Annotated in this window: 12 protein-coding genes; 3 read left to right on the top strand and 9 right to left on the bottom strand. The window is 47.8% G+C overall.

What is annotated here, in order from left to right; translation table 11 throughout:
* Window positions 1-27 precede the first annotated feature (27 nt).
* Both xylB and xylA read right to left on the bottom strand, forming a co-directional pair.
* Window positions 28-1,521: a xylulokinase gene (xylB, locus tag ACE3K2_RS21560; protein WP_421894846.1), complete on the bottom strand. Its 1,494-nt coding sequence runs from the start codon at window positions 1,519-1,521 to the stop codon at window positions 28-30.
* Window positions 1,522-1,983: 462 nt separating this feature from the next.
* Window positions 1,984-3,300, bottom strand: coding sequence for a xylose isomerase (gene xylA / locus ACE3K2_RS21555; protein ID WP_091019299.1), 1,317 nt, complete (start codon window positions 3,298-3,300; stop codon window positions 1,984-1,986).
* A gap of 198 nt (window positions 3,301-3,498) precedes the next feature.
* Here xylA and ACE3K2_RS21550 point away from each other — a divergent pair, with 198 nt between their 5' ends.
* The gene (locus ACE3K2_RS21550; RefSeq protein WP_421894843.1) at window positions 3,499-4,665 is read left to right on the top strand and encodes an ROK family protein; all 1,167 of its coding nucleotides are present in this window, start codon (window positions 3,499-3,501) and stop codon (window positions 4,663-4,665) included.
* Between the two features lie 147 nt (window positions 4,666-4,812).
* On the top strand, window positions 4,813-5,010 hold the full coding sequence (locus ACE3K2_RS21545; protein WP_017692236.1) for a hypothetical protein: 198 nt from the start codon (window positions 4,813-4,815) through the stop codon (window positions 5,008-5,010).
* A 139-nt stretch (window positions 5,011-5,149) separates the two neighbouring features.
* On the opposite strand, the gene ACE3K2_RS21540 is transcribed toward ACE3K2_RS21545, so the two are convergent.
* Together ACE3K2_RS21540 and trxB are read right to left on the bottom strand one after the other, a co-directional pair.
* Complete coding sequence (locus ACE3K2_RS21540) at window positions 5,150-5,380, bottom strand: glutaredoxin family protein (RefSeq protein WP_036668031.1); 231 nt, start codon at window positions 5,378-5,380, stop codon at window positions 5,150-5,152.
* A gap of 61 nt (window positions 5,381-5,441) precedes the next feature.
* Window positions 5,442-6,383, bottom strand: a complete 942-nt coding sequence (gene trxB, locus ACE3K2_RS21535; protein ID WP_105601888.1) for a thioredoxin-disulfide reductase — start codon at window positions 6,381-6,383, stop codon at window positions 5,442-5,444.
* A 255-nt stretch (window positions 6,384-6,638) separates the two neighbouring features.
* Between trxB and ACE3K2_RS21530 the strand changes: the two genes are divergently transcribed.
* Window positions 6,639-7,370, top strand: coding sequence for a ZIP family metal transporter (locus tag ACE3K2_RS21530; protein WP_421894838.1), 732 nt, complete (start codon window positions 6,639-6,641; stop codon window positions 7,368-7,370).
* 203 nt (window positions 7,371-7,573) lie between these two features.
* Here the strand turns inward: ACE3K2_RS21530 and ACE3K2_RS21525 are convergent, their stop codons facing one another.
* The 5 genes from ACE3K2_RS21525 to ACE3K2_RS21505 all read right to left on the bottom strand — a co-directional run bounded on the left by ACE3K2_RS21525 (window position 7,574) and on the right by ACE3K2_RS21505 (window position 13,962).
* Window positions 7,574-9,523 (bottom strand): heavy metal translocating P-type ATPase, encoded by a 1,950-nt coding sequence (locus tag ACE3K2_RS21525; RefSeq protein WP_421894835.1) that lies wholly within the window; start codon window positions 9,521-9,523, stop codon window positions 7,574-7,576.
* 420 nt (window positions 9,524-9,943) lie between these two features.
* The gene (locus ACE3K2_RS21520) at window positions 9,944-11,251 is read right to left on the bottom strand and encodes a homocysteine synthase (protein WP_421894834.1); all 1,308 of its coding nucleotides are present in this window, start codon (window positions 11,249-11,251) and stop codon (window positions 9,944-9,946) included.
* A gap of 238 nt (window positions 11,252-11,489) precedes the next feature.
* Entirely contained in the window at window positions 11,490-12,335 is an 846-nt protein-coding gene (locus tag ACE3K2_RS21515) for a sugar phosphate isomerase/epimerase family protein (RefSeq protein ID WP_421894832.1), read from the bottom strand.
* 37 nt (window positions 12,336-12,372) lie between these two features.
* Window positions 12,373-13,125: a 2-dehydro-3-deoxy-D-gluconate 5-dehydrogenase KduD gene (kduD, locus tag ACE3K2_RS21510; protein WP_062836432.1), complete on the bottom strand. Its 753-nt coding sequence runs from the start codon at window positions 13,123-13,125 to the stop codon at window positions 12,373-12,375.
* Between the two features lie 78 nt (window positions 13,126-13,203).
* Entirely contained in the window at window positions 13,204-13,962 is a 759-nt protein-coding gene (locus tag ACE3K2_RS21505) for a DeoR/GlpR family DNA-binding transcription regulator (RefSeq protein ID WP_421894829.1), read from the bottom strand.
* Between the last annotated feature and the right edge of the window lie 62 nt (window positions 13,963-14,024).

Below are 14,024 nucleotides of genomic sequence, written 5' to 3'. Positions count from 1 at the left end.
GTGTCATATAAGTTTAATAGTATGATTTTAGCGGTACTCTGCCAGACGATCATTGAGATTACGTGTCTGTCCGTAAACTTCCTGGTACAGTGCGAACAATCCATCATAGACAGCAACCGTTTCCGGGTTCGGCTCATAGGACTTCGCAGGACGAATAAACGCTGTTGCACATTCCTGTAAGGATGGGAACCAGCCACAGCCATAGGCAGCCAGCATCGCTGCACCCATTGCAGGCCCTTGTTCGCTCTCCAACTTCACAATCGTGGCGTTAAAGACATCCGCCTGCATTTGCAACCAGGCTTCATTTTTGGCACCACCACCAATAGAGATGACTTCATTGACGGTTTTACCTGCGCCACGCAGAATATCAATGGACTCGCGCAGCGAGAACGTAATGCCTTCCATCACCGCACGTCCAAAGTGCTCCAGCTTGTGTCCCGCATCCATACCGATGAAGCTGCCACGAATATTCGCATCCGGATGAGGTGTACGCTCCCCAACGATATAAGGTGTAAACAACAATCCATTGCTGCCCGCCGGAACCTGATCAATGCCCTGCAAGAGCACATCAAACGATTTGTCCGCCGCAAACGTATCCTTGAACCAGGACAGGCTATATCCTGCGGCAAGCGTTACCCCCATAATATAGAAGGCATCTTTCTCCCCGTGATTGAAAAAGTGGACCTTGCCCTCGAAGTCGAGATCTTTACGCTCTTCGTAGGAAAGCACTACCCCGGACGTTCCGATGCTGCACATCGTCTGTCCTTCACTCAGAATGCCTGCGCCAATGGCGCCGCATGCATTGTCCGCGCCACCTGCATATACTTTTGTCGCAGTCGCCAGACCCGTTTGGTCCGCAATCTCCGGCAACAAGGTGCCCACTTCCTCAAACGATTCCACAAGACGTGGACATAGGGAGATTGGCAATTCGAATGCTTCTGCAATCTCTTTGCTCCACTGCTTGCCTGCAACGTCCAGCAACAAGGTGCCCGCTGCATCGGAATAGTCCATGGCGTAATCCCCTGTCAGGCGATAACGTACATAGTCTTTTGGCAACAGGAACAAGGATGCTTGCTGTAGCAATTCAGGCTCGTTCTCCTGAACCCACAGAATTTTGGGCAAGGTAAAACCTTCAAGAGCACGGTTCCGGGCAATGCTTAACAGCTTGCCATCCAGTACTTTTTCGATCCGGCGGCACTGAGCCGTTGTGCGTGTATCGTTCCACAGGATTGCATTCCGCAGCGGTTTGCCTTCAGCATCCACCAAGACCAGCCCGTGCATCTGACCGGAGAAGCTCAATCCCTCGATCTCCGAAGGCTGCACGCCAGACACTTCGAGCAATTTACGCAGGGAAACAATGGTCTGCTCTACCCAATCTTCGGGATTTTGTTCACTGTATCCAGCCTTGGGCTGATACAACGGGTATGCCTCGGATGCTTCAAATGCCACTTTTCCTTCACGATTAACCAACACAGTTTTAACCGCGCTGGTTCCCAGATCGACACCAATTACGTAACTCATAGGTTAACTCCTCTCGTTTGTAACAGGATTGTATAAATGAAACCCTTGATGCTCATGTGGCCACTCCGTGATCAGAAAACCCTCGGATCGCCGTTACCCCCAGATTTTCTTTATACCCTTTAGCAAGGGTGAAATCCGGGGATAAGCCTATGCTTACGAAGCCAGCTTTCTTTCAGAAAGCTCTTAGCGAACGCTTTGCTTGCTCGGGTCCTTTCTGCTCACTCCGTTTTGCATGCACCATATTAGACAACCATTTATATCAGCAATTTAAAAACCGCGTTGTATGTTTCATCAAAAAACCGCCCCCGCCTTCCCAGGGGAAAGTCGGGGACGGTCCGAATGTCATGCTTGTTCAGGCGTTCCGTGGTACAAGCTTGTGCGAGGCAGGCATGGTTACTAGTGTCCGACCACCTATGGTTAACCATCGGTGATCGACTTGCACCACCCCTGCCTAATCCGCTATTAGTCAGCCAGGATGTACTGGTTGAGTTGTGCTCTCAGCAATTCCTGACGTCCGGATTGGTTTTTGCGTGGGCTTTCATTGTTCAGCGCATACTCGGCAAGGGAAGCCAGTGTTGCTTTACCTGCAACCACATCTGCACCAATGCCTTCGCTGAAGCTGCTGTAACGTTTTTCGATGAAGTCATCGAATACGCGATCTTCAATCAATTTTGCTGCTACTTTCAGACCTTTCGCATACGTATCCATACCTGCGATGTGTGCCAGGAACAGATCGTCTGCTTCGAAAGAACCACGACGTACTTTCGCGTCAAAGTTCACTCCACCACGGCCGATACCGCCGTTTTTCAATACTTCATACATCGTCAATGTCGCATCGTACATATCAACCGGGAACTCATCTGTATCCCAACCGATCAGCATATCGCCTTGGTTTGCATCGAGGGAACCGAGCATACCGTTTGTACGAGCAACGCGGATTTCGTGATCAAATGTGTGACCAGCCAGTGTAGCATGGTTCGCTTCCAGGTTGAGTTTGAAGTGTTTGTCCAAACCGTATTTTTGCAAGAAAGCAATGGAAGTTGCTGCATCATAATCATATTGGTGTTTCGTTGGCTCTTTTGGTTTAGGCTCAATCAGGAATTGTGCGTCAAAGCCAATTTCCTTCGCGTAGTCTACAGCCATGTGGAACATGCGGGCAATGTTGTCTTGCTCCAGTTGCATGTCTGTGTTCAGCAATGTGTCGTAACCTTCACGACCGCCCCAGAATACATAGTTTTCAGCGCCCAGACGTTTACCCACTTCCAGACCTTTTTTGATCTGTGCCGCTGCATGAGCATACACGTCTGCGTTACAAGTGGACGCTGCACCAAACATGAAGCGTGGGTTCGAGAACATGTTTGCCGTGTTCCAGAGCAGTTTTTTGCCGCTGGATTTCATATGATCCTCAATCAGATCAACAATTGTATCAATGTTGCTGTAGAATTCGCGCAAGTTGTTGCCTTCTGGTGCGATGTCCACATCGTGGAAACAGAAGAACGGGAGATTCATTTTTTCCAAAAATTCAAATGCCGCTTCCACGCGTACTTTCGCGAGGTCCAGACCTGAGTATTTATCCCACGAACGAACAGCTGTCTCCGCACCAAACGGGTCACTGCCGCCTGCAGTTAATGTATGCCAGTAAGCCATGCCGAAACGGAAATGTTCTTCCATCGATTTGCCGGCTACCACTTCTTCCGGATTATAATGTTTAAAAGCAAAAGGATTCTTGGAATCTTTACCTTCGAATGAAATTTTATTAACGGATTCAAAATAGGCCATGTGTAAAATGCCTCCTCAATAGTTTTAAGAAATCGTTTACACCGTTATCCTATCACATCGGATTTACTTTGTCTATTGGTTAAACAAAGTAAAATAAAATTGTTTTTTACACGTTTGTTTACGCTATAATAGTCGAATAACTTGTTTCGGATGTGGGTCAGTTCCCTTTTATCAGAAGAATAGGAGTGCCTTAATCATATGAAAATTACCGGAGACCAGATGCTGGTCAAAAAAATAAACAAATCGATCGTTCTGGATACGATCCGGCGCCATGCCCCTCTTTCTCGCGCGAGAGTGTCCGAGGTTACGGGGCTGAACAAAGCAACGGTATCCAACCTGGTTGCTGATCTGATCAGTGATGATCTGGTGCAGGAGATCGGCCCTGGGGAATCCAGTGGCGGACGCAAACCACTCATGCTGCTGTTTCGAGGGACATCAGGCTATGCAGTCGGGCTGGAACTCAGTGTGACCCATTTGAAAGGCGTGCTTACCGATCTGGAAGGACACATCATGACAGAGTACGCAGTGACCTTGGAACATCATGACGTGTCTTCTGTATTGGAGCAATTGAAACTGGCAGCAAAACAGCTCATTGAAGCCGCCCCCGCTTCCCCTCACGGTGTCATTGGCATCGGTATTGGCGTGCCCGGCATGGTGGATGAGGCAGGAACGGTCCTGTTTGCACCCAACTTGGGGTGGGAGAAGGTAGCTCTGCGCTCCATGCTTGAAGAGGAATTTGGACTGCCTGTCACCATCGATAATGAAGCGAATGCTGGTGCTCATGGAGAGTTGAATTTTGGGGCAGGCATCGGTGTCCGTCACATGATCTATATCAGTGCAGGCATGGGGATTGGTTCAGGCATCATGGTGGATGGTGAATTATACAAAGGCGCATGGGGCTACGCAGGGGAAACAGGCCACATGTCCATTGAAGCGGAAGGTCTGCCCTGCTCCTGTGGTAATCGCGGTTGTTGGGAGTTATACGCATCGGAAAAAGCATACGAACACCCGGAGCATCAGTTAAAATTACCTGCTCATACCACACGAGAGCTGATTCATTATGCGGAGCAAGGCAACGAGTCTGTTCAAGAATTATACGACACAATTGGACGTAAACTGGGGATTGGCATTACGAATATTGTTAACAGTTTCAACCCGGAACGTATTATCATTGGTGGTCCGCTCTCTGAAGCAGGTCCCTGGATTGAAACAGCGTTAAAACAGGTTGTCGAGGAACGTACGTTGCCTTATCACCGTCGCAGTTTGCAGATTGAATGGGCAGCGCTAGGCAGCCGTTCCACCCGTGTTGGTGCCGCTTACTCTGCGATTTCCCAGTTTCTAGGAAAAATTAGGGTGTCTGTCTAATAACAAACGAAAATTGACATCATTTTGCCCCATTTCCTCCCTTTTTGTTAAAGAAATCCAGATGTATAATGGGGTTATGTGATTTTTGTCATGGCTGTGTGAATATAGCTGTGTTAATTCCGATAATGAAACGGAGTGAAAAAAAGCGTGACCTACGTGGATACTTCAGATATCTCGGCGCAAATGTTTGTCACCGTCCTCCTGTTCCTGATTGTGCTTGCGCCCCTGTTCAGCCTTGGCATACTCCGATTGTTTCAGAGCAAAAAGAAGGCTGGTTTCATGTACATGCTGTCAGGATTGCTGGTGTATGTTGTATTTCAGACTTTCATGAGTATTTTTTTCTAAATCATATTCTGTGTTTGCACAAAAAACCGTACCCTTCCGGGTACGGTTCTTTCTATATCCTAACGGCTCGCGAAAACCGGAATTGCATATGAATTGAATCTCTCATTCTTCACATGATGATCCAGATGATCAGCCTGATTTAAGCGTCCAATGCTTTGGCGAATTGGGTTTTGTTCATACCCAGAATGCGGTGTTCACCAATGACAGTCAATGGCACGGCACGTACACCCATGTCCCATACTTGTTGTGCAAACTCATCGCTAGTTTCGATGTTGCGCTCTTCATAAGAGATACCTTTGTCAGCCAGGAACGTTTTTACGGATTTGCAGTTCGGGCAGTTCGTTGATGTATATACAATTACGTTTTCCATGTTTAATTCACCTCATATAGTTTGTATTAATCTATCGTTTGTTTGGAATCAGCTCATTTTATTACAGAACAACTGCGCTGTGCTCCAAGCTTTCAATGTATTTCTCTGTGTCCATAGCAGCCATACATCCGCTACCAGCAGCTGTAATCGCTTGTTTGTAACGTGTATCCTGAACGTCACCACATGCAAATACGCCTGGGATGTTTGTCTCGGATGTGCCTGGTGTAGTCAGGATATATCCGTGTTCGTCTGTAGTGATCTGTCCGCCAAGGAATCCGGTGTTTGGTGTGTGACCAATGGCTACGAATACGCCGCTTGCCGGAATCACTTCTTCTACACCTGTTTCATTGTTCAACACTTTCAATCCGGTTACGCCGTTGTCGCCAGCAAGTACTTCGAGTGGTGTACGGTTCAAAGCCATTTCTACTTTTTCGTTGCTGCGTGCACGATCCTGCATGATTTTGGAGCCACGCAGTTCTTCACGACGGTGTACCAGCGTTACTTTGGAACCGAAACGGGACAGGAAGCTTGCTTCCTCAAGAGCAGAGTCGCCACCACCGATAACGATGATTTCTTTGTTACGGAAGAAGAATCCATCACATGTTGCACATGTGCTGACACCGCGTCCTACATTCGTTTCTTCACCAGGGATACCCAGGTATTTAGCAGATGCACCTGTAGACAGGATCAATGTTTCGGATACAAGTTCCCCCATCCCTTCAACTTGGATCTTGAATGGACGCTCGCTCATGTCGATGTTGTTCACCCAACCTGTGCGGAATTCAGCACCAAAACGCTCAGCTTGTTTACGCATGTTGTCCATCAGTTCAGGACCCATAATGCCATCAGGGAAACCTGGGAAGTTCTCCACTTCAGTTGTTGTTGTCAGTTGGCCACCAGGTTGTGGTCCTTCAATAACGAGTGGGTTCAGGTTGGCACGTGCCAGATAGATTGCTGCTGTCAGCCCTGCAGGGCCTGTTCCAATAATAATTGATTTATACATGTATAGTTCCTCCCCCGGGTTCTGCAAAAGGTTAGTCCCTCCGGCATCAAAAGCCTATGCTTTTGCATACACTAGAACGAAAAGCCTAGATCATGTCCACAAGACTTGCCTGTGAAATGACAATGGCCCTATGCAGAAACGGAATTCTAATTTATAATCATTCTAATCTGTTGTTCATTATGATCTCTTTTATGTACGGTGTCAATGCTCGGCAGCGATTATGAAGAAGTCTTCATCAGGAGGGAAAATGGAAGCATGAACGATGCACTCATTGGCAGTTTTATATCAGCCATGTCTACTGGCCTAGGGGCCGTACCGATTCTATTTATGCGCAAAATATCGCACCGTCTCCGTGATATCTTGCTGGCATACGCCGCGGGTATTATGACCTCGGCCTCGGTGTATAATCTCATTCCCGAAGCGCTTGGGCAATCAAATCTCTTTGTACTCGCATTTGGCATTATGCTTGGTAGCCTGGTTCTACTGGTGCTGGAGATGAAGATCCCACACGTTGATCTGGAGAATCCCGAGAAAATGCCTTTTAAAATTGAAGCCAAAGCCTTCATGATTATTGCAGCCATTACCATGCATAATCTGCCTGAAGGGTTATCCGTTGGAGTCAGCTACGCAAGCTCGGATGAGAACTTGGGCAATCTCATTGCCTTTTCCATTGGATTGCAGAATGCACCGGAAGGATTCCTGGTAGCCCTTTTCTTAGTGAATCAGAACATTGGCCGCTTCAAAGCGCTGGGTATTGCCACCCTGACTGGAGCGGTAGAGATAATTACAGCTATGCTTGGTTACACATTAAGCAGTCTCGTAGCCGGCCTTGTCCCTTATGGTTTGGCATTTGCAGCCGGTGCGATGATGTTCATCGTTTATAAGGAACTCATTCCTGAGAGTCACGGTGACGGTAATGCACGTGTAGCAACTATCTCGTTTTTACTCGGACTCATCACAATGATCGGTCTGACCGAACTGTTCTGATTGCAGAACGAATACTTACATTACAACGAATAAGATATCCCGTATAATCACAACATAAAGAACCCGAGTGAACAGTCCATGACTGTCGACCGGGTTCTTTGTTTTGCCACAAATGAAGATTCCATGAAATTACTGGGATCGTCTGTCAGAGGCACCGCATATTACAGCGAAACCTAGTAACCATTTTCCTCTCCAAAATCTGATTACCTCAGCAGCCTAAGGCCATTCAGAATAACCAGAATTGTACTGCCTTCATGACCTACCACACCTAGAGGCAATGCAACGTCTTGGAGGAAGTTACCCGCAATTAAAGCCAGAATAACGGTAATGGCAAAGAACATATTCTGCTTCACCGTGCGCTGTGCTCGACGAGCCTGCCCAATCACCCAAGCGATCTCTTCAATGTTGTCGTTCATGAGTACCGCATCAGCGACCTCCAGTGCAGTCCCACTACCCGATAATCCCATCCCCATACCCACAGTGGCAGCCGCAAGTGCTGGTGCATCATTTACGCCATCCCCTACCATCAGCACAGGACCATACTGTTTGCGGAGCATTTGGACCTGCTTCACTTTATCTCCTGGCAGCAAGTCTGCATAGACCATGCTTACTCCCGTTTCACGCGCAATCACAGAAGCGGATCTGACTCGATCTCCTGTTAACATCGCAACTTTAACACCCATCGCTTCAAGCTTTCTCACCGCAGCTGCTGCCTGAGGCCGTACCGTATCCCGCATGGCGATCAGCCCGACCAATTCACCATCAGCCATCACAACGGATACGGTTTTTCCCTCCCCCTCAAGACGGGAGCGTACATCATTCCATTCAGAAGACTGCATCGATTCCAACCCATTTGTTTTGCCAATGCTCCAGATCACATCGTTCACTGTTCCTTCGATGCCCCAGCCTGTTAGGGCCTGTACGTGTTCCGCTTCCTGAAGGGTAATGTTCTCCTTGTTCGCCTGATCTACGATGGCACGAGCCAAGGGGTGCATGGAGATGTTCTCAATCGCTGCCACCGCGGCTAACAGCTGGGTGCGATCTACATGTTCAGCTGTAATAATATCTGTGACTTGCGGGGTGCCCATGGTCAATGTACCTGTCTTGTCAAAAGCCACGACCCGCGTGCGAGCGATATTCTCCATATGAGCACCTCCCTTAAAGAGAATACCACGGCGGGCGCTGCTGGACATTGCGGACAACATGACAGGCATGATCGAGGACACCAGTGCACAAGGCGAAGCAACAACCAGAAATACCATTGCTTTATAGAATGCCTCATTCCATGTCCAACCAAGCAGCAATGGAGTTCCAGCAATCACGAGTAAAGTTACGCCTACAACAATTCGTGCATATATTCCTTCGAACCGCTCCATAAAACGCTGGGAATCCGGTACTTCCGCTTGCGCTTCTTCCACCAGTTTAATGATTTTGCCGAACACTGACCCTTCAGCCGATTTGGTGACCTCTACGTATAAGGCGCCCTCCCCGTTTACCGTACCTGCATAAACTTCATCTCCCGCAACTTTGTCCACGGGCAGGGATTCTCCAGTGATGGACGACTGATTGATAAAAGAACTTCCCCGGTACACGACACCATCTGCTGGGATGAGTTCTCCCGGTTTGACCAACAGCAAGTCACCCGGCTGCAGATCATCGATAGCCACAAGGTTCATCTGTCCGTCCTCAATTCGCAATGCAGTCTCCGGCTTCAGCGCAAGCAACGATGAGATATCCTTATGACTGCGCTCTGTCGCATAACTTTCCAACGCACCACTGAGTGCAAAAATAAAGATAAGCATTGCACCTTCATTCCAGTAACCGATGGCTGCTGCCCCAAGGGATGCGGCAATCATCAGCAGATTTACATCCAGATCACGGTTCTTGACCAGTGTCTCGATGCCTTCCTTCGCTTTGGTCCAACCGCCAACGGCATACGCCACAATGTAGAGCATGATGGATAAGGTACCAAAATACGGTGCAGTTCCCCAGGCAATCAGCATCAACAGCCCGCTGCCCAATGCAGATTGCATCTCTTTATTCTGTACCATGGCTCGAAAATCAGGCTTCTTGCCACGATTGGGACCGGGTGTTTGGGATGAGCGTTGTTCTGATTGGTTCTGTCTGTGTAGAGGTTGATGTATCGCTTGCATATAAATCACGTTCCTTTCGAATGGTAGGTTTGCGGATCATGAGTGTGCTCAAGTTCCGCTTCCATAAATGAAGTTGTATTGAGAATGAGAGCCATTGTTAATGCCCTAAAAATGACACATGCTGCTGCGGGAATCCCGCAGCAGCATGGTTTTGTGAATGATTTTGCAATAATCTCGAATGAGAATGATAATCATTTTTGTACTTATGCAATTATTTTTACCCAATACAACTTTTAATCAGTATATGCCTGTGATCCTCATTTGTAAATGGGTAATTTGCGACGGTTAATCCTAAATGCGTGTTCAAAAAGGCAAAAAGCCGCTGTCCCGGAGGACAACGGCTTGAAGCATCTATTGATATACGTTTGACCATTCTATGGCATATCGCTTAAGTGAATTTTCACATCCACCCGATACCATTTACGCGCCTACGCTTGCACCCTGACTTGCTTTGATCGCTTGCTCCAGATCATAGATAATGTCTTGAATGTTCTCCGTACCCACAGACAGACGAATCAACTCGGGATTAACGCCTGCCGCAGTTTGTTCATCTTCGGTCAACTGCGCGTGAGTTGTACTTGCCGGGTGAATGATCAGTGACTTGGAGTCTCCCACGTTCGCAAGGTGAGAGAACAGTTTGACACTTTCAATCAATTTGCGACCCGCGTCCGCACCACCTTTGATTCCAAAGGTCAGAATGGCACCCTGTCCTCTTGGCAGATACTTCTGTGCAAGCTCGTAAGAATCATGGCTCGGCAGACCTGCATAACTTACCCAAGACACATCCTCATGTTTCTCAAGGAATTCCGCAACCGCAAGGGCGTTGCTACTATGACGCTCTACACGCAGATGTAATGTCTCCAGTCCTTGCAGCAACAACCATGAGTTAAATGGAGAGATCGTTGCACCCAAGTCACGTAGAAGTTGTACACGAGCTTTGATAATATAAGCAATCGGTCCGACCGCTTCCGTATATACCACACCGTTATAACTGGCGTCCGGCTCGGTCAATCCAGGGAATTTCCCACTTGCTTTCCAGTCAAATTTTCCGCTATCCACGATAACGCCACCAATGGATGTACCATGACCGCCAATAAATTTTGTTGCAGAGTGAACGACAATATCCGCTCCATGTTCGATTGGACGAAGCAGGTACGGACTTGGGAATGTATTATCCACGATCAAAGGAATGCCATGTTCATGGGCGATGGCGGCCACCGCTTCAATATCCAATACATTCCCCTTCGGATTACCGATTGTTTCGGCATACAATGCCTTCGTTTTCTCCGTAATTGCTGCACGGAAATTTTCGGGATCACTCGAATCCACAAATTTCACGTCCAGACCCAGTTTCGGCAAAGTCGTCGAGAATAAATTATATGTACCTCCATACAAACTCGCCGAAGACACGATCTCATCGCCTGCACCAGCAATATTCAGAAGTGAAAACGTAATGGCCGCTTGACCAGAAGCTGTAGCCAATGCACCCGCTCCGCCTTCCAACGCGGCAATCCGTTGCTCAAACACGTCGGTTGTTGGATTCATCAAACGGGTATAGATGTTGCCAAACTCTTTCAAACCAAACAGGTTAGCTGCATGCTCGGTATCCTTGAATCCATAGGATGTTGTCTGATACAAGGGTACAGCTCGTGCGTTGGTGGTTGGATCAATCTCCTGGCCGGCATGAATTGCCAATGTTTCAAATGAAAGCTCACGTTCGTTTGACATAAATCTGAATCCTCCCTCGATATATAGGTTCTTTACGTTCCGGATGTCTTCGCATGGTGGCATATGTTTTCCATATTCTCTCACAAGATGTCGCATTTGAAAAGACTTATTTCCGATTGTTCCGATAAGAAATATTAAATATGTACAAGATTAATTTCTGTACCAAAAAAACCTTTGCCCTCGCAAAGGTTTTTCAGCTACTTTGGCTTCGGTATGTTATACCTCATCCAGGGTTTGGTTAGACCCGAACTGCACTCCATACTTCACGCAAATGTTTGGCCGCAGGCACAGCTTCCTCCGCAGTTACACCTTCAAGTGAAATATCGATATGTGGCTTATACGTTTTTAGCAATTCAAAAAATAACGGGTAATCCAGTATGCCTGCCCCAGGTACTGGGTTGAACTTCTCACCCTGTGCATCGAAGGCTACATCCTTCGCATGAATCACAATCATGCGCTGATACAGCGATTCCATCACCTCACGCAAAAAAGCCCCTTGATCAGTTGCATGTGGCTGTTTGATCAGATTACACGGGTCGAACAGCATTCCCAGATTGGATGAAGGAATCTCTTCAAACAAACGGGTCATATGTTCATGAGTATGAAGGGTATGCGTGGACACAGGCTCAATCGCCGCATGCACGCCCCACTTCTCCGCTTCTTCAGCCAACTCCTCAACCGTTTCTTTCAGCACGCTCCATGCCTTCTCTTCATATCCATCCGGATGCGTATCCTGATACGTGTCCAAGCTTCCGGTCTCCGTTGCCACCATGCTGCAACCAAAATCCCGGGCATAACGCAGATGCTCCTTGAATCGATCAATGTCCGCACGCCGTGTTACCGGATCAGGATCAATCGGATTAATATAACAACCCAGTACCGCAATCTTCACCCCACGCTGTGCAAATTGATCTCCAATCTCATTCGCCAGACCGGGACTCAGCTTGCCATTTGATGAGTCCACATCGGATAATGCTTTGGCAAGCGCCAGCTGTACGGAATTAAAACCGTTATCCGCAATCGTCTGCGCAAGTTGTGCTGTAGGCTGTTTGCCAAATGTATGCGCCAGAATACCAAGTTTCATCTCACTGCCTCCTTATACTAATCCAATGATCAAGTGATTAACGTGCCATCCAGCCGCCATCGACATTCAGCACATGACCATTCAGATAATCCGAAGCGGCAGATGCCAGAAAGACAACCGGGCCTTTCAGATCTTCCGGTGTTCCCCAACGTCCTGCAGGAATACGGGCTGTAATATCCCGGTACCGATTCTCATCCGCACGGATCTGGGTCGTATTATCGGTTTCCATATAACCAGGTGCGATACCGTTAATCTGGATTCCCTTCCCTGCCCATTCATTGGCGAGTGCTTTGGTTAAACCGGCTACGCCATGTTTACTGGCTGTATACCCTGGCACGTTGATCCCACCTTGATAGGACAACATGGATGCAATATTAATGATTTTGCCACTTCCGCGTTCAATCATATGTCTGCCAGCCAATTGGCTCAGGAAAAATACAGTGTTCAGGTTCAGACCAATTACATCATGCCAGTCCTGCCCTGCATGATCAGCCGCAGGTGTGCGACGAATGATTCCGGCATTGTTGACGAGAATGTCAATTCTGCCCTGGAACGCAAGCGCCTGTTCGAACACAGCCGACAACTCATCTTCACGACTTAAATCCGCTTCAATCACATAAGCTTTGCGCCCAAGGGCTTCAATGGCACTTGCCGTTTCTGCAGGTTTGGAATAAGAGACCAGCACCACATCAGCACCAGCTTCCGCCAAGCCAATGGCCATCCCTTGTCCAAGTCCTCCCGAGGTACCTGTTACCAGTGCAACTTGTCCGCTTAAATCAAATGGGTTCATGAATGATTCCCTCCGCATGGTTGTGATATGCAATCCATAGATCCGTCTGTTCTTTAATCCCATGAAACATGAATGAGGTTAACTTTGATAATCCACTGTGACACCGCTCTGCTCGTATAAGGCAGCTGTCTCTTCATCCAAACGACTATCACTGATAATGTAGTCCAGTTCCGAACACTTGGCGAAAGTTCGCAGTGCAAATTGTCCGAATTTATAATGATCCACAACGCCATATACTTGCTGCGAGGCAGATATCATTGCTCTTTTCAAAGGAACCAGATCTCCCGTGTATATGGATAGTCCAAATTCCGGATGAAGGGCTGTCGTGGATATAAAAGCTTTATGAATGTTAAGACCGGAGATAAAGGTAGCTGTATCATCGCCCACCAGCATATTCCGTACACGAGCCCCGCCAGGCACAACCAGTCGCACTTGTTCCTTCTTGGTAAGCTCCGCAATAATGAACAAGTCATTGGTCACGACTGTCAGTGGCTGATTATCGAGACGTTTGGCCATCTCCAGCGTGGTGCTGCCACCATCCAGAGCAACGATATCTCCAGGTTGAATGTAAGCCAGGGCACGTTCAGCAATCTCCGTTTTCTCCGAATGATGCTTCTCGGTAACTCCGCGGCTATTCAAGATGCCATATTGGTCATTCTGAGCCAGCATTGCACCACCATGGACACGTACGAGCAGTCCCATACTCTCCAACTTGTCGAGATCCTCTCGGACTGTTTTCCCAGTCACCTGCAACAACTCACTCAAATCACTGACGGTTACTTCCTGGCGCTCCAGCAGAGCCTCCATAATTTTTTCATGTCTTTTCAATGGATTCATCCTAATCAACTTCCTATACTACCTGAGTCAAATGGCAGTTTCACACGTACACTTTGGGTACA

It is taken from the genome of Paenibacillus sp. (assembly GCF_048976745.1).
Classification (GTDB): domain Bacteria; phylum Bacillota; class Bacilli; order Paenibacillales; family Paenibacillaceae; genus Paenibacillus.
This window is presented reverse-complemented; position numbering and strand designations above follow the sequence as displayed.

Excerpts from the sequence above, each read along its gene's own strand:
- xylA (WP_091019299.1), bottom strand. The coding sequence starts at position 3,300 with ATGGCCTATTTTGAATCCGTTAATAAAATTTCATTCGAAGGTAAAGAT.
- ACE3K2_RS21550 (WP_421894843.1), top strand. The coding sequence starts at position 3,499 with ATGAAAATTACCGGAGACCAGATGCTGGTCAAAAAAATAAACAAATCG.
- ACE3K2_RS21505 (WP_421894829.1), bottom strand. The coding sequence starts at position 13,962 with ATGAATCCATTGAAAAGACATGAAAAAATTATGGAGGCTCTGCTGGAG.
- ACE3K2_RS21520 (WP_421894834.1), bottom strand. The coding sequence starts at position 11,251 with ATGTCAAACGAACGTGAGCTTTCATTTGAAACATTGGCAATTCATGCC.
- ACE3K2_RS21515 (WP_421894832.1), bottom strand. The coding sequence starts at position 12,335 with ATGAAACTTGGTATTCTGGCGCATACATTTGGCAAACAGCCTACAGCA.
- trxB (WP_105601888.1), bottom strand. The coding sequence starts at position 6,383 with ATGTATAAATCAATTATTATTGGAACAGGCCCTGCAGGGCTGACAGCA.
- ACE3K2_RS21540 (WP_036668031.1), bottom strand. The coding sequence starts at position 5,380 with ATGGAAAACGTAATTGTATATACATCAACGAACTGCCCGAACTGCAAA.
- kduD (WP_062836432.1), bottom strand. The coding sequence starts at position 13,125 with ATGAACCCATTTGATTTAAGCGGACAAGTTGCACTGGTAACAGGTACC.
- ACE3K2_RS21525 (WP_421894835.1), bottom strand. The coding sequence starts at position 9,523 with ATGCAAGCGATACATCAACCTCTACACAGACAGAACCAATCAGAACAA.
- ACE3K2_RS21530 (WP_421894838.1), top strand. The coding sequence starts at position 6,639 with ATGAACGATGCACTCATTGGCAGTTTTATATCAGCCATGTCTACTGGC.
- xylB (WP_421894846.1), bottom strand. The coding sequence starts at position 1,521 with ATGAGTTACGTAATTGGTGTCGATCTGGGAACCAGCGCGGTTAAAACT.